This is a genomic window from Rhizobium sp. RU33A, assembly GCF_900156055.1.
Lineage (GTDB): Bacteria > Pseudomonadota > Alphaproteobacteria > Rhizobiales > Rhizobiaceae > Allorhizobium.
Genome location: NZ_FTMQ01000002.1, coordinates 498644 through 518560 on the forward strand (window position 1 = coordinate 498644; position 19917 = coordinate 518560).

23 protein-coding genes are annotated in these 19917 nt (G+C 62.4%); 13 read left to right on the forward strand and 10 right to left on the reverse strand.

Annotation, left to right across the window (positions count from 1 at the left end; all coding sequences use genetic code 11):
* The first annotated feature begins 156 nt into the window (after window positions 1–156).
* Window positions 157–546: a DUF1036 domain-containing protein gene (locus tag BW978_RS08305; protein WP_085942941.1), complete on the forward strand. Its 390-nt coding sequence runs from the start codon at window positions 157–159 to the stop codon at window positions 544–546.
* Complete coding sequence (gene pyk, locus BW978_RS08310; protein ID WP_076394032.1) at window positions 546–1985, forward strand: pyruvate kinase; 1440 nt, start codon at window positions 546–548, stop codon at window positions 1983–1985. The genes BW978_RS08305 and pyk overlap by 1 nt, the downstream gene beginning before the upstream one ends.
* 57 nt (window positions 1986–2042) lie before the next feature.
* Here the strand turns inward: pyk and BW978_RS08315 are convergent, their stop codons facing one another.
* The gene (locus BW978_RS08315) at window positions 2043–3110 is read right to left on the reverse strand and encodes an alpha/beta fold hydrolase (protein ID WP_244551920.1); all 1068 of its coding nucleotides are present in this window, start codon (window positions 3108–3110) and stop codon (window positions 2043–2045) included.
* A 136-nt stretch (window positions 3111–3246) separates the two neighbouring features.
* Here BW978_RS08315 and BW978_RS08320 point away from each other — a divergent pair, with 136 nt between their 5' ends.
* Complete coding sequence (locus tag BW978_RS08320) at window positions 3247–3519, forward strand: BrnT family toxin (RefSeq protein ID WP_076394034.1); 273 nt, start codon at window positions 3247–3249, stop codon at window positions 3517–3519.
* Entirely contained in the window at window positions 3497–3766 is a 270-nt protein-coding gene (locus BW978_RS08325; protein ID WP_076394036.1) for a helix-turn-helix domain-containing protein, read from the forward strand. The genes BW978_RS08320 and BW978_RS08325 overlap by 23 nt, the downstream gene beginning before the upstream one ends.
* A 21-nt stretch (window positions 3767–3787) precedes the next feature.
* Here BW978_RS08325 and BW978_RS08330 read toward each other — a convergent pair whose 3' ends face one another.
* The 5 genes from BW978_RS08330 to BW978_RS08350 all read right to left on the reverse strand — a co-directional run bounded on the left by BW978_RS08330 (window position 3788) and on the right by BW978_RS08350 (window position 6623).
* On the reverse strand, window positions 3788–4423 hold the full coding sequence (locus BW978_RS08330; protein ID WP_076394038.1) for a tetratricopeptide repeat protein: 636 nt from the start codon (window positions 4421–4423) through the stop codon (window positions 3788–3790).
* 113 nt (window positions 4424–4536) lie between these two features.
* Window positions 4537–4662 (reverse strand): type B 50S ribosomal protein L36, encoded by a 126-nt coding sequence (gene ykgO, locus BW978_RS08335; RefSeq protein ID WP_006726873.1) that lies wholly within the window; start codon window positions 4660–4662, stop codon window positions 4537–4539.
* Window positions 4663–4840: 178 nt separating this feature from the next.
* On the reverse strand, window positions 4841–5905 hold the full coding sequence (locus BW978_RS08340; RefSeq protein WP_076394040.1) for a 5-(carboxyamino)imidazole ribonucleotide synthase: 1065 nt from the start codon (window positions 5903–5905) through the stop codon (window positions 4841–4843).
* Window positions 5902–6402, reverse strand: coding sequence for a 5-(carboxyamino)imidazole ribonucleotide mutase (gene purE / locus BW978_RS08345; protein WP_006726871.1), 501 nt, complete (start codon window positions 6400–6402; stop codon window positions 5902–5904). Before purE ends, BW978_RS08340 begins: the two co-directional genes overlap by 4 nt.
* Window positions 6403–6419: 17 nt before the next feature.
* Entirely contained in the window at window positions 6420–6623 is a 204-nt protein-coding gene (locus tag BW978_RS08350) for a YdcH family protein (RefSeq protein WP_006726870.1), read from the reverse strand.
* Between the two features lie 234 nt (window positions 6624–6857).
* Here BW978_RS08350 and BW978_RS08355 point away from each other — a divergent pair, with 234 nt between their 5' ends.
* On the forward strand, window positions 6858–7034 hold the full coding sequence (locus tag BW978_RS08355; RefSeq protein ID WP_069043460.1) for a YdcH family protein: 177 nt from the start codon (window positions 6858–6860) through the stop codon (window positions 7032–7034).
* A 145-nt stretch (window positions 7035–7179) separates the two neighbouring features.
* Here BW978_RS08355 and BW978_RS08360 read toward each other — a convergent pair whose 3' ends face one another.
* Window positions 7180–7440: an ArsR/SmtB family transcription factor gene (locus BW978_RS08360; protein WP_076394042.1), complete on the reverse strand. Its 261-nt coding sequence runs from the start codon at window positions 7438–7440 to the stop codon at window positions 7180–7182.
* A gap of 84 nt (window positions 7441–7524) precedes the next feature.
* Entirely contained in the window at window positions 7525–8301 is a 777-nt protein-coding gene (locus BW978_RS08365) for a sulfite exporter TauE/SafE family protein (protein ID WP_076394045.1), read from the reverse strand.
* A gap of 104 nt (window positions 8302–8405) precedes the next feature.
* Here BW978_RS08365 and BW978_RS08370 point away from each other — a divergent pair, with 104 nt between their 5' ends.
* The 7 genes from BW978_RS08370 to BW978_RS08400 all read left to right on the forward strand — a co-directional run bounded on the left by BW978_RS08370 (window position 8406) and on the right by BW978_RS08400 (window position 16470).
* Entirely contained in the window at window positions 8406–9053 is a 648-nt protein-coding gene (locus tag BW978_RS08370; protein WP_076394047.1) for a thiamine phosphate synthase, read from the forward strand.
* A gap of 8 nt (window positions 9054–9061) precedes the next feature.
* A complete protein-coding gene (locus BW978_RS08375; RefSeq protein WP_076394048.1) occupies window positions 9062–10252 on the forward strand; it encodes a tetratricopeptide repeat protein in 1191 nt (396 codons plus the stop codon).
* Between the two features lie 113 nt (window positions 10253–10365).
* Window positions 10366–11631: an MgtC/SapB family protein gene (locus BW978_RS08380; RefSeq protein WP_076394049.1), complete on the forward strand. Its 1266-nt coding sequence runs from the start codon at window positions 10366–10368 to the stop codon at window positions 11629–11631.
* Between the two features lie 139 nt (window positions 11632–11770).
* Window positions 11771–12571 carry an inositol monophosphatase family protein gene (locus BW978_RS08385; RefSeq protein WP_076394050.1) on the forward strand — a complete coding sequence of 267 codons (801 nt, stop codon included), beginning with the start codon at window positions 11771–11773 and terminating at the stop codon, window positions 12569–12571.
* A gap of 100 nt (window positions 12572–12671) precedes the next feature.
* Complete coding sequence (locus BW978_RS08390; RefSeq protein WP_076394051.1) at window positions 12672–13703, forward strand: flagellar motor protein MotA; 1032 nt, start codon at window positions 12672–12674, stop codon at window positions 13701–13703.
* On the forward strand, window positions 13704–14735 hold the full coding sequence (locus BW978_RS08395) for a peptidoglycan -binding protein (RefSeq protein ID WP_076394052.1): 1032 nt from the start codon (window positions 13704–13706) through the stop codon (window positions 14733–14735).
* 88 nt (window positions 14736–14823) lie between these two features.
* Complete coding sequence (locus tag BW978_RS08400; RefSeq protein ID WP_076394053.1) at window positions 14824–16470, forward strand: FAD-binding dehydrogenase; 1647 nt, start codon at window positions 14824–14826, stop codon at window positions 16468–16470.
* A 12-nt stretch (window positions 16471–16482) separates the two neighbouring features.
* On the opposite strand, the gene BW978_RS08405 is transcribed toward BW978_RS08400, so the two are convergent.
* Window positions 16483–18285, reverse strand: a complete 1803-nt coding sequence (locus BW978_RS08405) for an ABC transporter transmembrane domain-containing protein (protein WP_076394054.1) — start codon at window positions 18283–18285, stop codon at window positions 16483–16485.
* A 188-nt stretch (window positions 18286–18473) separates the two neighbouring features.
* On the opposite strand from BW978_RS08405, the gene rpmE reads away from it, so the two are divergent.
* Window positions 18474–18695 carry a 50S ribosomal protein L31 gene (rpmE, locus tag BW978_RS08410; protein ID WP_006726858.1) on the forward strand — a complete coding sequence of 74 codons (222 nt, stop codon included), beginning with the start codon at window positions 18474–18476 and terminating at the stop codon, window positions 18693–18695.
* A gap of 81 nt (window positions 18696–18776) precedes the next feature.
* Here rpmE and BW978_RS08415 read toward each other — a convergent pair whose 3' ends face one another.
* Entirely contained in the window at window positions 18777–19838 is a 1062-nt protein-coding gene (locus BW978_RS08415) for a patatin-like phospholipase family protein (protein WP_076394055.1), read from the reverse strand.
* Window positions 19839–19917: the final 79 nt, after the last annotated feature.

Genomic DNA, 19917 nt, shown 5'->3' on the forward strand with positions numbered 1-19917 from the left:
CGTTGACATTCTCTGGTCAGCATCGCAAGAAGGCATCCCATGCGCATTTTTGGAGTTCCGGCGGCAATCGTGCATCAACCGATCAGACAGACTTTCGACCGTGCTGCGGCACGTTTTCTGAAGCCCCTCCTGATCGCGGGTGCGCTGTTTTCGCCCATGCTGGCAGCCTCTGCTGCCCATGCCGAGTTTCGTGTCTGCAACGGCACGCAGAACCTGGTCGGGGTCGCGGTCGGCTACCGGGCTGAAGAGGGCTGGATCACGGAAGGTTGGTGGCAGGTCCCTGCCGGCACCTGTGCCACGCTCATCGAGGGCGAGCTCCAATCGCGCTATTATTATCTCTATGCTGAGGATGCCGCTCGCGGTGGTCGCTGGACCGGGGACATCAACATGTGTGTCGCCGAAAACGAGTTCAAAATCGTTGGTGTGAAGGACTGCTTCGCACGCGGCTATCAGCAGATGGGATTCAAGGAATACGACACCGGCAGGCAGGGGAGCTGGATGGTCCAGCTGTCCGATACGTCGGGCACCCAGGAAAGCCAGAACTGATGAAGCGAAACCGCAAAGTAAAGATCCTCGCCACGCTTGGTCCCGCCTCTTCCGATGAAGCGATGATCCGGAAGCTGCACGAAGCAGGGGCCGATCTTTTCCGCATCAACATGAGCCATTCGAGCCATGAGATGCTGCGGACGCTCATTCAGCGCATTCGTAGCGTCGAGGCTGCCTGTGGTCGCCCGATCGGTATCCTTGCCGACCTGCAGGGTCCGAAGCTGCGTGTGGGCAAGTTTGCCGAAACGACCGTCGAGCTGAAGCCCGGCCAGACCTTCACGCTGGACAGCAACGAAGCGCCCGGTGATGCAAGCCGCGTCTACCTGCCGCATCCGGAAATTCTCGAATCGGTCAAAGTTGGTGACCGTTTGCTCATCGATGACGGCAAGCTGCACCTGAAGGCTGTCAAATGCGACGGCAAGACGATCGTCACGGAAGTCGTTTCGGGCACGAAGATCTCTGACCGCAAGGGTGTGAGCCTGCCCGACACCATTCTCGCGACCGGTGTTCTCACCGACAAGGACCGCGCCGACCTGGATGCCGTGCTCGCCACCAATGATGTCGACTGGGTGGCACTTTCCTTCATTCAGCGCCCGGAAGATCTGGCGGAAGTTCGCAAGATTGCCAAGGGCCGCGTTGGCCTGATGTCGAAGATCGAGAAGCCGCAGGCAATCGAGCGCATCGACGAGATCATCGCGCTTTCCGACGCTCTGATGGTCGCCCGTGGTGACCTTGGCGTTGAAATGCCGCTCGAGCGCGTGCCCGGCATCCAGAAGCAGCTGATCCGCGCCTGCCGTCGCGAAGGCAAGCCGGTCGTCGTGGCCACCCAGATGCTGGAATCGATGATCACGGCCCCGGTTCCGACCCGCGCCGAAGTCTCTGACGTTGCGACCGCCGTCTTCGAAGGCGCCGACGCCATCATGCTTTCAGCCGAATCGGCTTCCGGCCAGTATCCGGTCGAGGCCGTCGCCACCATGGCGTCCATCGCCCACACGGTCGAGCGCGAGCCTCACTATCCGGGCATCATCTATGCTCAGCGCGCCCAGCCGGAAGCGACCGGCGCCGATGCCATCTCGCTGGCTGCCCGCCAGATCGCCGAGACGCTGCGTCTGCAGGCGATCGTCTGCTACACCTCCTCGGGCAATACCGGTCTGCGCGCCTCGCGCGAGCGTCCCGAAGTGCCGATCATCGCGCTTTCGCCAGTTATCCATACCGCGCGTCGCCTCTCGGTCGTCTGGGGCCTGCACTGTGTCGTTTCCTCTGAGCCGACGGATCTCGACGACATGGTCAACCGCGCCTGCCGCATCGTCGTTGAAGAAGGTTTCGGCAAGCCGGGTGACCGGATCATCATGTCGGCCGGCGTGCCGCTTGGCACACCTGGTTCGACCAACATGCTGCGCATCGCCTATATCGGTTCGGACGGTCAGTCGGGCGTCTGAGCTCGACCGCATCCCTGATCTGGAAAAGCCGCCTTCGGGCGGCTTTTTTCATGCTCGCTATTGGCCAGCCTGGAGGGACGGCGCTGAGCCTGCCGGGACCACCCGGGTTGCCGCGAGACGTGGCTCCACGGCGCGCGCCATGGCCTGTAGATCGCGCTCTTTGCCCGCAATCGTCTCGATGCCTGCGATGGCGATCTCCGTCACGATATAGTCCGGCTTATGCCCGAGACCGGCAATCCAGACGAGTTCGGAGCCGGCGATGTCGCGTGCGAGGCCCTTCGAATGGATCTCCTCCAGCACGATCTCGTCGCTATCGCCGGTTATGACAACCGTCGGCTTGGTGATCTCGCGGTAGCGCGGGGCGAAGGTGCTCACATAGGCATGGAGGCCGGCGACATCCTTTGCGTTCGATCGGAAGGTTGAGGGGCGCAAGACGAGGGCCGGGCCGGTATCCTCGACATAGGTGGCCGGACGCGGGTTGGGGGCGAAGACGTGGTCGGTCGCTGCCGCGATCCGCATCATCCCGGCATGCAGCGCCAGGGTGTGACAGAAGATCGGTCCGATCACCGGCGCAGAGGCGAGGTGGTAATACCAATCGACGCCGCCCGGCCAGGGATGCGTGGCGGCGGCCAGGAAGACGAGGCCCTCGACCTTGTCGGGATGCAGAACGCCGAAACTTGCGGTGATCGCGCCGCCGAAGGAATGGCCTACGATGATTGCCCGCCCGATGCCCTTTTTCTCCATCAGCCGCGCAATCGCTTTGGCCTGTCCGTCCGGCGTGTCGTTCTCCGGCCCGCCGCGCTCGGAATAGCCGTGACCCGGGCGATCGACGAATAGAAGCTCGGCGCGGCCGCGCAATGGCTCCAGGAAGGCGCCCGCCTGATCCCTGAGGTTGCCGGAGGCGCCATGGATGAACACGATTGGCGGCAGGTCGGCATCGGCGCCTGCGGGAATATGCAGGGCGTTCAGACGAAAGCCTCCGACATCAGTCAGCGCGCCGATATTCGGCGTCTTCGCCTCGATGGCGCTGGCACGAAGTTGCGTGGCGATGGCGAGCGCCGCGAGCACGGCGATGAGGACGAGGAGGATGACGAGCAAAGCAAAACCGATACGGGGGAGGAGCAAGAGCGAAGCTTCCGGCAAGGACGACATCTGGACAAGATCGTGCGGCGGTGCCGTTCGTCAAGGTGACATTGATGCTGGGCGTCCTGGGTCGCCGCTCGAGTCTTGCGTGATATACGGGATTTCCGTATAGTTGGGTATGGCTGAACGGTTCGATCCCGAGAAGGACCAGATCAACAAAGCGAAGCATGGTGTTTCGCTGGCGTTTGGAGATCGCATTTTCGACGATCTCGATCATCTTGTTGTCCCGTCCATACGCGAACGCGACGGCGAGGAGAGATACAAGGTGATTGGGCTGGTGAAGGACAAGTTATTCACCGGAGTCTTCGTTTGGCGCGGACAGGAGCCGCGCTTCATCTCGGTCCGGAGAAGCAATCAAGGAGAAGAGCGTGCCTATCGTGATACCGGCTGATCCGAACGACAACGAGGACTTTGACGTCTCGGCGGAGGCGCTCGACCGTGCGCAGCGTTCGCGATTGATCCGTCGCACCCGCACGGCTCTTGGTTTGTCGCAAACGGAGTTCGCGTCTCGATTTCGCGTGCCTGTGGGTACGCTCCGCGACTGGGAGCAGGCGAGGGCAACGCCGCCTGATTTTGCGATCGCCTATGTGCGGGTGATTGGTGAACATCCCGATCTCGTGGCGAAGGTGGTCGCCTGAGCGGATGTCGCTTCGGCTACCTCACGTCCGCTGGCCGGCCAGTTCCTCTGATAGCTTGGCGACGATCTCCTGGGCCTCGCGGTCGGCGGGGAAGACTTCGAGGTAGCGCTCCCAGGCCTTGAGTGCGGCATCCTTGCTGCCGCGTTCGGTGAGGATGCCCGCAAGGCCGGCGATGGCGCCGAAGTGTCGAGGCTCCAACTCCAGCACCTTTTCGATGTCAGAGACGGATTTCTTGTAGTTGCCCATGGTGAAATGCAGCGTGGCGCGCTGATTCCACGCGCCGACGAAATCGGGTTTCAGGATGATCGCCTGGTCGATGAAGTCGAGGGCGGCCGCGTTGCGTTTCTCGGCGGCGGCCTTGGCAGACCACTGCATCAGGAGGTTGACTGTCGGACTAGACGAGTCGCTCCAGGTCGCCATCGTGGAATTGGCGATCTGCCTGGCCGCCTGCGGATTGCGCTCTCGTTTCAGTTCGGCGAGTAGATCATCGACGGTCTTCGGCTTGGCTGGTGGCCTCAGTGGGATCTGTTCGACAGGCATCTCAGTCGCCTGCGTGCCACCTTGCTCTTCAGGCGCCTGTGCGGCGACGCTCCCCGCGAAGAGCAGGGCGGGCAGAAGCGGGAGGGTGAGGGCGAGTCGCAAAGAAAAACGGCGCATGAAGGGAAGGTAGTCCCTCAGCGCCGTCTTTCAAACTCAAATTTCCGATATCAACACGCCGCATATGCAGCGGGCAGTCCGTCCGGCTCATGGGATCCTGAGATCCCGGGGCATCAGCCCTGGCGAGCCTTGAAGCGCGGGTTCTGCTTGTTGATGATGTAGATACGGCCCTTGCGGCGAACCAGACGGTTGTCGCGATGACGGGCCTTAAGCGCTTTCAGCGAGTTCTTGATCTTCATTTTTCTGGTCCACAACGATTGTCGGGGAATGTGTCATTCACCCACTGTGTTCAAACAATCAAAAGCGCGCCGCTGGGCGCGCCCCTGAAGAGTTGGCGGCAATTAGCCCGAGGGAGGCCTTGATGTCAACATGTCCGGCGGAAAATGCGGGACACATCAGGCTAAAAAACCGGGAAAATCAGTCGCGAAACGGCAGGATTTCGGTGACATGGCCCATCTTGCGACCGGGGCGAGCTTCCGTCTTACCGTAGAGATGGACGAGCACGTTCGGCTTTGCGAGCCAGGCGGGGACAGAATCGATGTCGTCGCCGATCAGATTCGTCATCACGCAATCGGAGTGGCGAACGGTGTCACCGAGCGGCAGAGAGGCAACCGCACGGATGTGCTGCTCGAACTGCGAGACGATGCAGGCAGCCTCCGTCCAGTGGCCGGAATTGTGCACGCGCGGGGCGATCTCGTTGGCAATCAGGCTGCCGTCTTCGAGCACGAAGAACTCCATGCCGACGACGCCGACATAGCCCAGGCCGTCGAGAAGCTTGGTTGCGGCCTCGCGGGCAGCCCTGGCCGTCTCAGGCACAATGGCCGCGGGCTGCGTCGAGGTGTGCAGGATGCCGTTACGGTGAACATTCTCGGTCGGGTCGTAGCAGCGGACTTCGCCATCAGTGCCGCGGGCGGCGATGATCGAGATCTCGCGGACGAAGGGTACGAAGCTTTCGAGAATGAGCGGCACCGAGCCGAGTGCCTCATAACCGCCGCCTGAGCTGTCACCCTTGCGATAGACCTTCTGGCCCTTGCCATCGTAGCCGAGGCGGCGGGTCTTCAACACGCCTTCACCGCCGAAATCGGCGAGGGCTGCTTCGAGGTCGGCCTGGCTGTCCACGGCGTGGAAGCGGGCGGTCTCGATGCCGGATGTGTTGAGAAAACGTTTTTCCGTCACACGATCCTGGGCAACCTCAAGGGCTTTCGGCGGCGGATAGACCGGCACGCTGGCAGCCAGCGTCTCGGCGGCCGAAACGGGCACGTTTTCGAATTCGTAAGTGACGACGTCGCAGAGGCGGGCCAGTTCGGCCAGCGCTGCCGGATCGTCATAGGCTGCCGTGATCTGCTGGTTGGCCACCTGCTCAGCGGGGCTGTCGGCCTGCGGCTCGAGAATCACGGTGCGGAAATTCAGTCGGGCGGCGGACATGGCCAGCATGCGGCCAAGCTGGCCGCCACCGATGATGCCGATGGTGCGGATGGTCATGGGGCCTCGTCCACGGGGTATTCAGCGACCGATGCCGTCTGGCGTTCGACCCATTCGTCGAGGCGGTCGGCCAGTTCTTCGTCGAAGGCGGCGAGCACGCGGGCGGCGAGCAGGGCGGCGTTGACGGCGCCAGCGCGGCCAATGGCAAGCGTTCCGACGGGAATGCCGGCGGGCATCTGGACGATGGAATAGAGGCTGTCGAGGCCGGACATCGTTTTCGACTGAACGGGCACGCCGAAGACGGGCAGATTGGTCATCGACGCGACCATGCCCGGCAGGTGGGCAGCGCCTCCTGCGCCGGCGACAATCACCTTGAAGCCCTCGTCGCGGGCGCCCTTGGCAAAGGCCACCATGCGGTCGGGCGTGCGGTGTGCCGAAACGATGCGGGCTTCATAGGAGACGCCGAGTGCGTCGAGCGTGTCTGCGGCATTCTTCATGGTTTCCCAGTCAGACTGGCTTCCCATGATGATGGCGACGGGCGGGCACTCAGCTGTCATCTCGTATCCTTATGCCTTCAGGCGATGATGTCGGGGATGATCTGGTCTTCCAGCGCGGTGATCTTGTCCTTGATGGACAATTTCTTCTTCTTCATCCGCTGGATTCGCAGGGCATCACAGCCAGTCGTGATCATGGCGTTGATCGCAGCATCATAGTCTTCATGTTCCTGGCGAAGCCGTGCCAACGAGAGCCTGACGTCGGCCTGTTCCTGATCGGCCATGCTTGTTCCCCATTATCGCCGTGTGGCCCATCCTTTAAGGATGCCCGGAAGATTCGCGCAAGCTCCTATCACCAAATACCGGTAACGGGAAGTTATCCTTGTCTCCGATTTTCGGGGTCGTTTTTGGCCAATTCGCCTTCGACAAACCGTATTTCTCGTGTCACATTATCTTCGCAAAGCCTGAAACTCCAGCGGATGAGGGCTGGAGGTAGGCGATAAGGAAGGACGCATCAAATGACCATACAGGCTCATCTTGAATCGCTGCAGAAGAAGCATGGAGCCCTCGAGGAAAAACTCCATGACGCGCTTGCATCCCCCTCCATCGATGACCGGCACATTGCCGAACTGAAGCGCCTGAAACTGCGTCTCAAGGATGAAATGGAACGCCTGAGGGCCTCCACACGCCACTGATACCACCCTTCCGGCTGCGCCGGGATCTGGCGGACCCAAAGACCGATCCCGATGTATTCATGAAGCAGCCAAGACAGCACCCTCAGCCCCGGAGTTCACACGACTTCGGGGCTTTTGTTTTGCCTTGATGACTGTTTTCTGGGGTTCAGGACCAGAACTGGTCGAGCCACATGTTCATGCGATCGAAGCCTGGTCGATTGATCACATAGATCCGCCGCGTGCCTTCGGAGCGGACATCGACAAGGCCGCTGTCGAGCAATGCTTTCAGATGTTGCGAGACCGCAGGGCGGCTGATCGGCAGCTGCGCGGCAAGTTCGTTCACGGTCTTTTCCCCCCGACGCAGATCCTCGAGGATATGCCGCCGGTTCGGGTCTGCGATCGCCGTGAACGGGTCTGCGTTCGTCATGCCGGAAAGGTTATGACAAAGGCCCTTCCGCGGCAAGCGGCGATGTGCGCTGCAGCAAGCCATGGCCGAACACGAAATCGCGCGTCAGATGCCGAAAAGCCCCCGGGTGCCGTCCCAGGTCAGCTTGCTGCCGGCGATCAGCACCATGCCGTACATCAACGGATAGAAAATCGCCGGTTTCAGGTAATGTACGAGGCGGGCTCCGGCGAGCGTCGACACCAGCGCGATGGGCAACAGGGCTGTCGACAGGCTGAGATTGGTCGCATCCAGCTCTCCGAGCGCAAAATAGGGGATGACCTTGATCGCATTCAGGATGGCGAAGAACCGGGTCGAGGTGCCGGTATAGGTCAGCGGATCGAGCTTCAGCGGCAGGACATAGATCTGGAAGGGCGGGCCGCCGGCATGGGCAACGAAGCTGGCGTAGCCCGCGAGAGAGCCCCAGAAAGAGCCGGCGACTGGGCGCTGGGCTGCGGGTGCCGTTTCCTGTCCCTTGTAAGCGGACCAGCTTTCGAGAAAATATTTGAGCGAAAAGACGATCGAGATGCCGCCGAGAACGAGACGCATCGCGTCTGCCGAGACATAGGTCGACGTCGCCCAGGCAAGTCCGATGCCGATGACGGCTCCCGGCAGCATGGCGACCAGGGTCGCGCGATTGTTGTGATGGCGCCAGGCCCAGAGTGCGACGGCGTCCATGACCAGAAGGATCGGCAGGAAGATGGCGGCGGCCTGCATCGGTGGTACTGCGAAGGCGAGCAGGGGTACGCCGATCAGCGCGAAAGCGCCGCCAAGGCCGCCTTTCGACAGGCCGACAAGGGCAACAGCGGGAATGGCGACGGCATAGAAGTTCGGGTCTGTCAGCATTGCGCGGTTGATCCTTTCGGAAGAGCGGTCTATCGGAATTGTCTAGAGAAAACGAGGACGAAATCCGGAGAAACGGACCCGTCCCGCACACGGAAACACCGCGCATGATCGAAAATCGCTGCCGCCTGGTCCTCATCGTTCCCGATATGGCGGATCCCGCCGAGCGTGCCGAAGTGCTCGGCAATGCGCTGCGCGGCGGCGATGTCGCATCGGTCATCATCCCGCAATACGGGCTCGACGATACCGTCTTCCAGAAGCATGCCGAAACGCTCGTTCCGGTCATCCAGGAGGCGGGTGCCGCTGCGCTCGTCGTCGACAACAGCCGCGTCGCCGGTCGGGTGAAGGCCGATGGATTGCATGTCACCGGCAATGCCGAGGCACTGGCCGAGTCCGTCGAGAAACATGCGCCGAAGCTGATCGTCGGTGGTGGCAATGCGATGGACCGGCACCACGCGCTGGAAATGGGTGAGGTTCAGCCCGACTACATCTTCTTCGGCAGGATCGACGGGGACATCAAGCCGGAGGCACATTCGAAGAATGTCGCGCTCGGCGAATGGTGGTCGTCGATGATCGAGATCCCGGCCATCGTCATGGGCGGCTCGGATCCTGCCTCGGCGGTCGTCGTTGCCGAAAGCGGCGTCGAATTCGTGGCGCTCGGCAAGGCCGTCTTCGCCGACCCTGCACAAGCTGCCGCGATTGTGACCCGCGTGAATGCCGAGCTTGACGAAAAAGCGCCACGGTTTGAGGATTGAACCGCCTCATGCGTTCAATCTCGTCCCATCATCGCCTGATTCTCGCCGCGCTTACCGGGGCATGCCTTGCCTTGGCCAGCCCGGTGCTGGGACAGGAGAGCGAGGATGGTCTCGAGATTGGCGACGCACCGGCCATCCTGCCGGCCGATCCCGATAACGCCGGCGAGATCGAACGCGGGGCACGGCCCAGCAGCAGCACGGGCGATGCCAACACGCTCGATCGCGGTGACCGGGATTCTCTGCCGCCGGTGACCAAGGGCGCCAAGCCGACTGCGGACGATAAGCCGGATGACCTGCAGGGCATCAATATCTACCTGCGCATGGGCGCGCCACTGCCGGAAGTGCCGCCGGAAAAACCCTATAATGGAAAGCCCGACGAGGCCTATGGCGCATTCCAGCGCGGGCTGTTCCTGACGGCCGTCGACAAGGCGCTGCCGCGCGCCCAGCTCGGCGATCCCGCGGCGCAGACACTGCTTGCGGAAATCATGTCGCGCGGGCTGGGCGTCAAGCGCGATCTGAAGGGGGCCGCCTTCTGGTATGGCCAGGCTGCGCAGGGCGGCGATCCTTCCGCCATGTTCAAATATGCGCTTCTCCTGATGGAGGGGCGGGAAGTACCGCAGGACAGAGCCAAGGCCGACGAGTTCATGCGGCGCGCGGCTGATGCCGGCAATGCATCCGCGCAGTTCAACTGGGCACAGATCCTGGTCTCGGGCACGCCCGGCGTGCGCGGCCTGACCGCCGCCATGCCCTATTACGAAAAGGCCGCCGAGCAGGGGATCGCCGATGCGCAGTATGCGCTGGCGCAGGTCTATTCCGCGTTGAAAGACGTGCCTCCGGAAAAGAAGGCGCGCGCTCGGGAATGGATGCTGCGCGCGGCTCGTGCCGGTTTCGACACGGCCCAGCTCGACATGGGGCTCTGGCTGGTCAACGGCTATAACGGCCCTCGTGACTACGAGGCCGGTTATCGCTGGCTGAGCATTGCGGCTGCACGTGGCAATGTGGTTGCCCAGAACCGGATCGCCCATCTCTACATCAATGCGCTCGGCACCGGCCCTAATCCGGTCGAAGCCGCCAAGTGGTATGTGCTGTCGCGTCGTGCGGGGCTCACGGATCCGGCGCTCGAGGACTTCTATCTCGGTCTCAACGAAGACCAGCAGAAGCAGGCGATCGATCTCGCCAACCGCTTCCGTCGAATCTGACGCAACGGCGTTCTGCGGCTGTATACCACGTCTCGATCATGGGAACCCATAGGGTCTGGAAGCCGACTGAAGGTGGCTTATCGAGATGTGGTATCAAGAGGAGGGCGGCGGTCATGGATCTCATCGATGTCTTTCAACGTCTCGGGCTTGCTATCGCTATTGGTGCCGCTGTCGGCGTCGAGCGGCATTGGCGGGAGCGTGACGAACCCGAGGGTGCTCGTATCGCCGGCATCCGGACCTTCACGCTGATCGGAATGACCGGTGGGATTAGCGGCCTCCTGGATCAGGGCATGGCGCCGGCTGGACTGTCCGGGCTGATCATCGCGAGCTTTCTGATCGTTATCTCCTTGGTTCTCCTGCGCTTTGGCCTGATGGAGGCGCAAGCCGAAGGCTCGTTCAGCGCGACGACCGTCATTGCCGGCATCACCACGTTTGGCCTCGGTGCACTGGCTGTTGCGGGAGATATGTCGGTTGCCTCTGCGGCGGGCGCTGCCACGGTCACGATCCTTGCCAGCCGCGACTTCCTGCATGCCGCGATCCGGCGGCTGACCTGGGTCGAGCTGCGCTCGGCGGTCGTGCTACTCGCCATGGGCTTCTTGCTCTTGCCGCTCATTCCGGCCGATCCCTATGGTCCGTTCGGCGGTGTGTCGCCCCGCAGCCTTGTCATCCTGGTGATCATGCTCGCCTCCATTTCCTATGTCGGCTATGTCGCGGTCCGGCTGATCGGTGGAGGGCGCGGTGATCTCGTCGCCGGTGCCGTGGGTGGGCTCGTCTCTTCGACGGCGACCACGCTCGCCATGGCGCGCCAGAGCCGGAACACGAAGGCAGCTGCCGGTCCCGCGGCCGGCGCGATCGCGGCGGGGAGCATCTCGCTTTTCCGCACGGCGTTTCTGCTCCTAGCACTGGCTCCAGCGCTCGGCTGGCGCCTGTTGCCCGGCCTGCTCGTTGCCGGTGGCGTGATGCTTGCGGCTGCCATGATAGCCATCGCTCGCGCCGACACGGCGTCAGAGGCAGACCTGCCCGGTAATCCGTTCGAGCTGTCGCAGGTCATCAAGATGGCTGTTTTGATCACCGTCATCGCCTTCATCGCGCGTGCGGCGAGCCAGATCTTTGGTGATGGCGGTCTTTACGTGGTCTCAGGCCTGACGGCTCTTGCCGATGTCGACGCGGCAACGGTCACGGTTGCGGGGATGCTGCCTGCGCTTGCCATCGACGTGGCGCTCATCGCTGTCGGGATCGCCGTGAACGCCAACATGGCGGCGAAAGTGGTCTATGGGGCTGTCGCGGGCAGCCGTGGTTTCTCGCTGCGGCTCGCAGCCGCCTCGGCGCTTGCCGTCGCTGGCGGCCTGATCGTCACCTATGCTGCAGGGCACATCTGAGCCGCATGCATGGGCCGAAAGGGCCAAGCCCCTTGAATTCTGGCGGCATTTGTGGTCTTGAACCGGCCAAACACCGCCGCCGACGCGCGCTCGCCCGTCGCCGCCTCCCGGCGTCTCCCAGTTTCAAGGAATCCGATCTATGGCCCGCTCCGCCCTTCTCAATGTCATGGTCCAGTCTGCCCTCAAGGCCGGCAAGTCGCTGTCGCGCGATTTCGGCGAAGTGCAGAACCTGCAGGTCTCGGTGAAGGGTCCCAGCGATTTCGTCTCGCAGGCCGATTTCCGCGCTGAAAAGATCGTGCGTGAAGAGCTGCTCAAGGCCCGCCCGACCTATGGCTTCCTCGGCGAGGAAGGCGAAGAGATCAAGGGCACCGACGGCGCGCATCGCTGGATCGTCGACCCGCTCGACGGCACCACCAACTTCCTGCACGGCATTCCGCAGTTCGCGGTCTCGATTGCGCTTGAGCGCAATGGTGAGATCGTCGCGGGCGTCATCTTCAATCCGGCGACGGACGAACTCTACACGACGGAAAAGGGTGGCGGCGCTTTCCTCAACGACCGCCGCATCCGCGTCGGCGCGCGCAAGGTGCTCTCGGATTGCGTCATCGGCTGTGGCGTGCCGCATCTCGGTCGCGGCCAGCACGGCAAGTTCCTCGTCGAATTGCGCCATGTCATGGGCGAAGTCTCCGGCGTTCGCCGTATGGGCGCTGCTGCCCTCGATCTCGCCTATGTCGCGGCCGGTCGTCTCGACGGCTTCTGGGAAGCGCAGCTCAATTCGTGGGACATCGCGGCCGGCATTCTCCTGATCAAGGAGGCCGGTGGCTTCGTCTCCGACATGAAGGGCGGTCAGGACATGTTCGAGAACGGCACGGTGCTTGCCGGCAACGAATATATCCGCAAGGCTCTGGAAGAGGTCGTGAACCGTCCGGTGCCGCAGGCCTGATTTCGACCGCAGGGAAAATTTTCCCAAAGTCCGCGGCTTCAATTCGTCTCAATTTTGCACTAGCCTCCGGGTCCAAGATTCCCCGGAGGTTGAGCGTACCATGGCGAAAGTGAAGTTGGAGGATCTCGAGGTGGGCGAGACCCGTCCGGGAGCATACGGCCAGAAGCTCTCCAGCCCGATGCCCTTCTTCACGACGATGGTGATCTTCCTGATCATCGTGTGTTTCATCGCGGCAATCCTCTATCGGCAGGCGCATGCCGCCTTCATCACCAATCCCGGCCTGAACGGCCTGATCCTCGGCGTTCTCGTCGTCGGCATCATCCTCGTGTTTGCACAGGTTCTGGCGCTTCGACCTGAAGTGCGCTGGTTTAATTCCTTCCGCGCCGCCGGCGACAATGCCATGCTGGTCGGCCGTGATCCGAAGCTGCTTGCGCCGATGCGGGCGCTGATCGGTGGCCGCCGCTCGATGGCGATTTCGACGGCTGCCCTCCGCTCCATTCTCGATTCGATCGGCACACGGCTCGACGAGTCGCGCGATACGACCCGCTACCTGATCGGTCTGCTTGTCTTTCTCGGGCTTTTGGGAACGTTCTGGGGTCTGCTCGGTACGATCGGCTCGATCAACGAGGTCATCGGTTCGCTGGATCCCGCGTCCGGAGACAGCAATGATGTTCTGCAATCGCTGAAGTCCGGCCTGACGGCGCCGCTATCCGGCATGGGCACGGCCTTCTCCTCGTCGCTGCTCGGTCTTTCTGGTTCGCTGATCCTCGGTTTCCTCGATCTGCAGGCCGGCCGCGCGCAGAACCGCTTCTACATCGAACTTGAAAACTGGCTGTCCTCCGTCACCGACCTCGACTCGGAGCGTCCCGTGGCCTCGGATTCAAACGGCGCCGTTGCGAGCGACGATATCCGCCAGCTGGTCGAGGAAATCCAGAAACTCGCCAGTCGCGAGGGCAATGATCGCTCGGTTGCCGCGATTGCCGGCCTCGCCGAGGGGATCCAGGGGCTCGTCAAGAACATGCGCAACGAGCAGCAGATGCTGCGCGACTGGATCGAGGCCCAGCAGGAAGACGCGCGCGCCATGCGCAAGACGCTGGACCGGCTGAATGACAAGATCGGCGGGGCGAAGTAAATGGCGCTCGGGCGCAACCGCCGCCGCGAGCGCGGGATCGACTATTGGCCGGGCTTCGTCGATGCCCTGTCAACTCTGCTGCTCGCCATCATGTTTCTGCTCACCGTCTTCGTCATTGCGCAGTTCATCCTGGGACGTGAGATTTCGGGCAAGGACGAAGTGCTGAACCGGCTCAACAGTCAGATCGCCGAACTAACCCAGTTGCTGGCGCTGGAGAAGAGCGGCAATCAGGATCTCCAGGATACCCTGGCGTCACTGCAATCGTCTCTTTCCTCGTCTGAAAGCGAGCGCAGCCGGCTGCAGCAATTGCTGGACAGCGGTGCGGGCTCGGCAGATGTCGCCAATCAGAAGGTCGGCCGGCTCACCGATGAACTCGATGCCGAAAGGCAGGTGAGCGCGCGGGCCATGAGCCAGATCGAACTGTTGAACCAGCAGATCGCCGCACTGCGTGCGCAGATCGCCGCCATCGAAGGCGCGCTCCAGGCCTCCGAAGCCAAGGATCAGTCCTCCCAGGCGCGTATCGCCGATCTCGGCCGTCGTCTCAATGTGGCGCTTGCCCGGCGTGTTCAGGAACTCAACCGCTATCGCTCGGACTTCTTCGGAAGGCTGCGCGAAATCCTCTCCGACCGCGAGAACATCCGAATCGTTGGCGACCGTTTCGTCTTCCAGTCGGAGGTACTTTTCCCCGTCGGCGGCGCCGATCTTGATGCGGCTGGGCAGGGGGAGATGGACAAGCTCGCGGCGGCCATTCTTGAACTTGCGCAGGAAATTCCGGACGAAATCAACTGGGTGCTCAGAGTTGATGGACACACCGACGCATCTCCGCTCACGGGCACGGGCCGTTATCGCGACAACTGGGAACTCTCGTCTGCGCGCGCGACATCGGTGGTGAAATACCTGATCTCCAGAGGCGTCCCCGCCAACCGCCTGGTCGCTGCCGGCTTTGGCGAGTTCCAGCCGATCGCGGAAGGCGACACGCCGGACACTCTGGCCCAGAACCGTCGCATCGAACTCAAGCTGACCGAACGCTGATTTCGTTCGTAACTGTTTGCGTGCCAGACAACTTGCGGCCTTGCTTACGTGCGCGTAAAAGTAAGAAAAAGCTTGTCGGGAGGAAGGCATGCGGGAATTCGATGTACTCGTCATCGGGGGAGGGCTGGCCGGTCTCGTTGCTGCAACCGAGACTGTCGATCGCGGTCTGAAGGTCGCGCTGATCGATCAGGAAGGGGAGCAGAACCTCGGAGGGCAGGCTTTCTGGTCACTGGGTGGCCTGTTCTTTGTCGACAGTCCCGAACAGCGGCGGATGCGTATTCGCGACAGTCTGGAACTGGCACGGCAGGACTGGTTCGGCTCGGCTGGCTTTGACCGCACCGAGGATTTCTGGCCTCGCCAATGGGCGGAGGCCTATCTGCAATTTGCCGCCGGCGAGAAGCGTAGCTGGCTGAAAGCCCAAGGTGTCAGCTGGTTTCCGGTGGTGGGCTGGGCCGAGCGCGGTGGCGGTCACGCCGATGGGCATGGCAATTCCGTGCCGCGTTTCCATGTCACCTGGGGCACGGGCCCCGGCGTGCTCGCGCCCTTCGTGCGCCGAGCCAAGGCGGCATCGGACGAGGGCAAACTTACCTTCCTGTTCCGCCACCAGGTCGACCGTCTGACCGTTGCCAACGGCGTGGTGACAGGTGCCACCGGCGTTCTTCTGGCCGGTGATGCGACGCCGCGCGGCGGATCGAGTTCCCGCAACGTCGTCGGCGACTTCGAGGTCAAGGCCGGAGCCGTTATCGTGGCTTCGGGCGGTATCGGCGGCAATCACGATCTCGTCCGCAAGAGCTGGCCGGTCGAGCGCCTGGGGCCGCCGCCGAAACACATGGTCGCAGGCGTGCCGGCCCACGTTGATGGCCGCATGCTGTCGATCACCCAGGCGGTCGGTGGCGAGATCATCAATGGCGACCGGATGTGGCACTACACAGAAGGCCTGAAGAACTGGGATCCGATCTGGCCGAACCATGGTATTCGCATCCTTCCGGGGCCATCCTCCTTCTGGTGCGATATCGACGGTAACCGTTTCCCTGCGCCGGCCATGCCTGGCTTCGATACGCTCGGAACCCTGAAGGCAATCCGGGCGCGCGGGCATGAATATTCCTGGTTCATCCTGAACAAGGCGATCATCAAGAAAGAGTTCGCCCTCTCCGGTTCGGAGCAGAACCCCGATCTGACGGACAAGAACCTTCCCCTGCTGTTGAAGCGTCTCGGCAAGAATCCACCGGGCCCGGTTCAGGCTTTCATGGATAAGGGCGAGGATTTTGTCGTGCGCGACAATCTCGAAGATCTTGTCGCTGGGATGAATGAACTCAGTGGCGAGCACAGGCTCGGCGTCCACCATCTGCGCGCGCAGATCGAAGCGCGCGACCGGGAGATGGGAAACAGTTTCTCCAAGGACGCGCAGGTGACCGCGATCCGTGGCGCCCGCAATTATCTCGGCGACAAGCTGATGCGGACGGCCAAGCCGCACCGGCTGCTCGATCCGGCCGCCGGGCCGCTGATCGGTGTGCGCCTGCACATCCTGAACCGCAAGACGCTGGGCGGCTTGCATACGGATCTTGAGGGGCGCGTCCTGAACCGCGAGAACAAGCCGGTGCCGGGGCTCTACGCCGCCGGCGAAGTGTCCGGTTTCGGCGGTGGTGGCATGCACGGCTACAATGCGCTCGAGGGGACCTTCCTCGGTGGCTGCCTGTTCTCCGGCCGCGTGGCAGGAAGAAGTGTCGGCCGGTAAAGCCGGCTGGCCTTACTGCGCGGCTACGGTGAAGTCGCGGCCACCCGTCTCGAACTGCAGACGGGCAAGTTTGGCGTAAAGGCCTCCCTGCTGGATGAGGCTCTGGTGGGTGCCTTCCTCAACGATGCGGCCATCGTCGAGCACGAGAATGCGGTCAGCCTTTAGTACGGTTGCAAGTCGGTGGGCGATGACGATCGTGGTGCGGTCGCGCATCAGGCCATCGAGCGCCTTCTGCACCAGTGTCTCGCTCTCCGCATCAAGGGCTGACGTCGCTTCATCGAGCAGCAGGAGAGGGGCGTCGCGCAGCAGGGCACGGGCAATCGCGATGCGCTGGCGCTGACCACCCGACAAGGTCACGCCACGTTCGCCGACGATCGTATCGAAGCCATTCTCTAGGCGGCCGATGAACTCGCTCGCCTGAGCCGCTTCCGCTGCAACTTCCACCATGCCGCGACAGGCGTTGGGCGTGCCGAAGGCGATGTTGTCATGGATCGACGAGGCGAAAATCGTGGTGTCCTGCGGGACGATGGCGATCCGGGCACGCACGGCCTCGGGATCAGCTTCGCGGATGTCGACGCCATCCAGCCGGATGGTGCCGGATACCGGATCGTAGAAGCGCAGAATCAGCGAAAAGATCGTGCTCTTGCCGGCGCCGGAGGGGCCGACGATGGCGACCGTCTCGCCATGGGCGACCGAGAAGGAAAGACCGTTGAGGGCGGACTTCGTCCTTGCCGAAGGGTAGCTGAAGTGCACGTCCTCGAAAGTGACGCTGCCTTGCGCGGGGTCGGGCAGGGCCTTGGCCATGGCTGGTGCCGCGATGGCCGGATGCTCGGCGAGAAGCTCATGCAGGCGTTCTGCTGCACCGGCGGCCTGGGAGAGCTCGCCCCAGACTTCCGAAAGCGTGCCGAGCGAACCGGCAGCAATCAGCGAGTAGAGAAGGAACTGGCCGAGCGTGCCACCGCTCATCGTCCCTGCGAGCACGCTTTGCGCGCCGTACCAGAGGACGCCGACGACACTGCCGAAGACGAGGGCGATCGCGACGCCGGTCAGGAGCGAGCGGGAACGGATCGCGGAGCGCGCTGCTTCATAGGCACTTTCGACGGAGGAAGAGTAACGCGTGCGTGCGGCTTCCTCGGCATTGAAGGCCTGGAGGGTGCGGGCGGCGCTGATGACTTCGCCGGCATAGGACGAGGCTTCCGCGAGCGTATCCTGGGCGGCGCGCGAGCGCTGACGGACCGAGCGCCCGAAACCGACCAGCGGGAAGACGATGACGGGAATCGCCGCAAGCACCATGATCGAGAGCTTCGGGCTTGTCGCGATCATCATGACGACGGCGCCGAGACAGAGGATCGTGTTGCGGAGCGCCAGCGACGCGGTGGCGCCGACGGCCGATTTCAGCTGAGTCGTGTCGGCGGTGAGGCGCGAGACGATCTCGCCGGACTGGTTGATGTCGAAGAAGGATGGAGACAGTTTCGTCACATGGGTGAAGACGTCGCGGCGCAGATCCGCGACCACGCGCTCGCCGATGGTGATGACGTAGTAATATCGAAGGGCGCTGGCGGCTGCGAGGACGAGCGCCATGACAATCATCATGGCGAAGTATGCGTTGATGAATTCGCTGTCTGCGGCCTGGAAGCCGTGGTCCAGCATGCGACGGATGGCGATCGGCAGCGCAAGCGTCGTTGCAGCCGCGAGGGAAAGGAAGATCAGCGCGCCGGCAACCAGACCCCGGTAGCGCTTGAGATAGGGAAAGAGGCTGGTCAGAGGCTTCAGAGAGCGTCGTTTCTTGTCTGTGGTATCGGCTTCCAAGGTCACTCTGTCATGCTCCTTCAGTGCCCAGGTGCTTTCGCACCATGGCACTTGTTATCCCTGCGTCCTTCATGTATAGGCACGGCATCGAATTGGGAAGCCGTAGCTCAGACGGACTGCGGCTTCATCTATTTAATAGGTCCTGCCGAGGCAATTGCGGCATTTGGACCCCACGGCACAGCAGGAATAGAGCGATGAAGGCTGACATCCATCCCGACTACCACGTCATCAAGGTCGTCATGACCGACGGCACCGAATACGAGACGCGTTCGACCTGGGGTTCGGAAGGCGCCGTCATGAACCTCGAAATCGACCCGACCTCGCACCCGGCCTGGACCGGTGGCAACCAGCAGCTGCTGGACCGCGGTGGCCGCGTTTCGAAGTTCAACAAGCGCTTCGGCGGCCTCGGCCTCTGACCGTTTCGAACGATATCATACAAAGAAGCCCGGCCGTCGTGCCGGGCTTCTTTGTATTTATGGCTGGTGCCGCCGAGCCGATCAGATGGCTGCAAGCCGATCAGCTATCTCTTCGAGCGCGAGATCGTGTTTTTCAGCGAGCGTCAGACCGAAGCGCTCCAGCTTCGCAATGTTCTCAGGCGTCGCGTCGTCAAGCGCGTCGTTGACCCCGACAAGCGGCGCATCCAATCGGAAATAATTGAGCGTCTTTCGGTTCGCCGTCGTGACCACCGTCGCACCATCAGAAAAACGGGGCGGGTCTGCGTTCAACAGCTTGTTCAGCTGATAGGATGTGGTGCTCGACTGGCCCTGCATCAGCACGGAAATCAGCGGCGTGTCATTGGCCGGACTGATCCAGCCACCCGCGCCCCAGTTCTTGGCTTGCTGGTAGGGGATCTTGCGGTTGGCCGAGCCTGTTCCCAACGATAGGATGACCAGGTCGTTGTCGCGCCAGCCGAGCTTGCAGCCTTCGACATAGGCGGCCATGGACGGATCGTTGGCGAAGACGCCGCCATCGATCAGCGGGATGGCCGGGATCTGTCCATGGCTTTGGCCGGCAAGGTCCTCGACCATTGCCGGCTCGAAATAGGTCGGTGCGGCCGACGAGCCACGCACCGCCTGCCAGAAGAGGAAGCGTTCGTGATCCTTGTCGGCATTGGTCATGAAGACCGCACGCCGCGCATGGATGTCATAGGCGGTGATCAGCACCTTGCCGAGCGCATCCTTGATCTCAGTCCGTTCCCCAAGCATCTGACGAAGAATCTTTTCGAGCGGTGCGGCATCGTAGCGTTCCTCGAACAATCCGCCGAAATTGGCGATCTTGCGGAAGAGGCCGATGTTGAAGATTTCGGCGCCCTTGCGCTTGTAGAGATCGAGCAGTGTCCTGGGGTCGGCGGCCGGCTCAGCGGGTTTTCCTGGCTTCGGGCAGGTCAGACCCGCCGCGATAATCGCACCGGTCGACGTGCCGGCGATTAGATGGAAATAGCGATGGAGTGGCAGGCGCTTGTCCCGCTTCTCGAGCTTGTCCTTGAGAACGGTCAGGACAGCGGCCGGGATCGTGCCCCTGATGCCGCCGCCATCAATCGAAAGAATGAACCTTGCCATGTGCTCAACCCCCCCCCTGTTCAGGAGAGTGTCGCACAATATTTAAGGTTGTAAATGTGAATCTTTGCAATCCATTTTG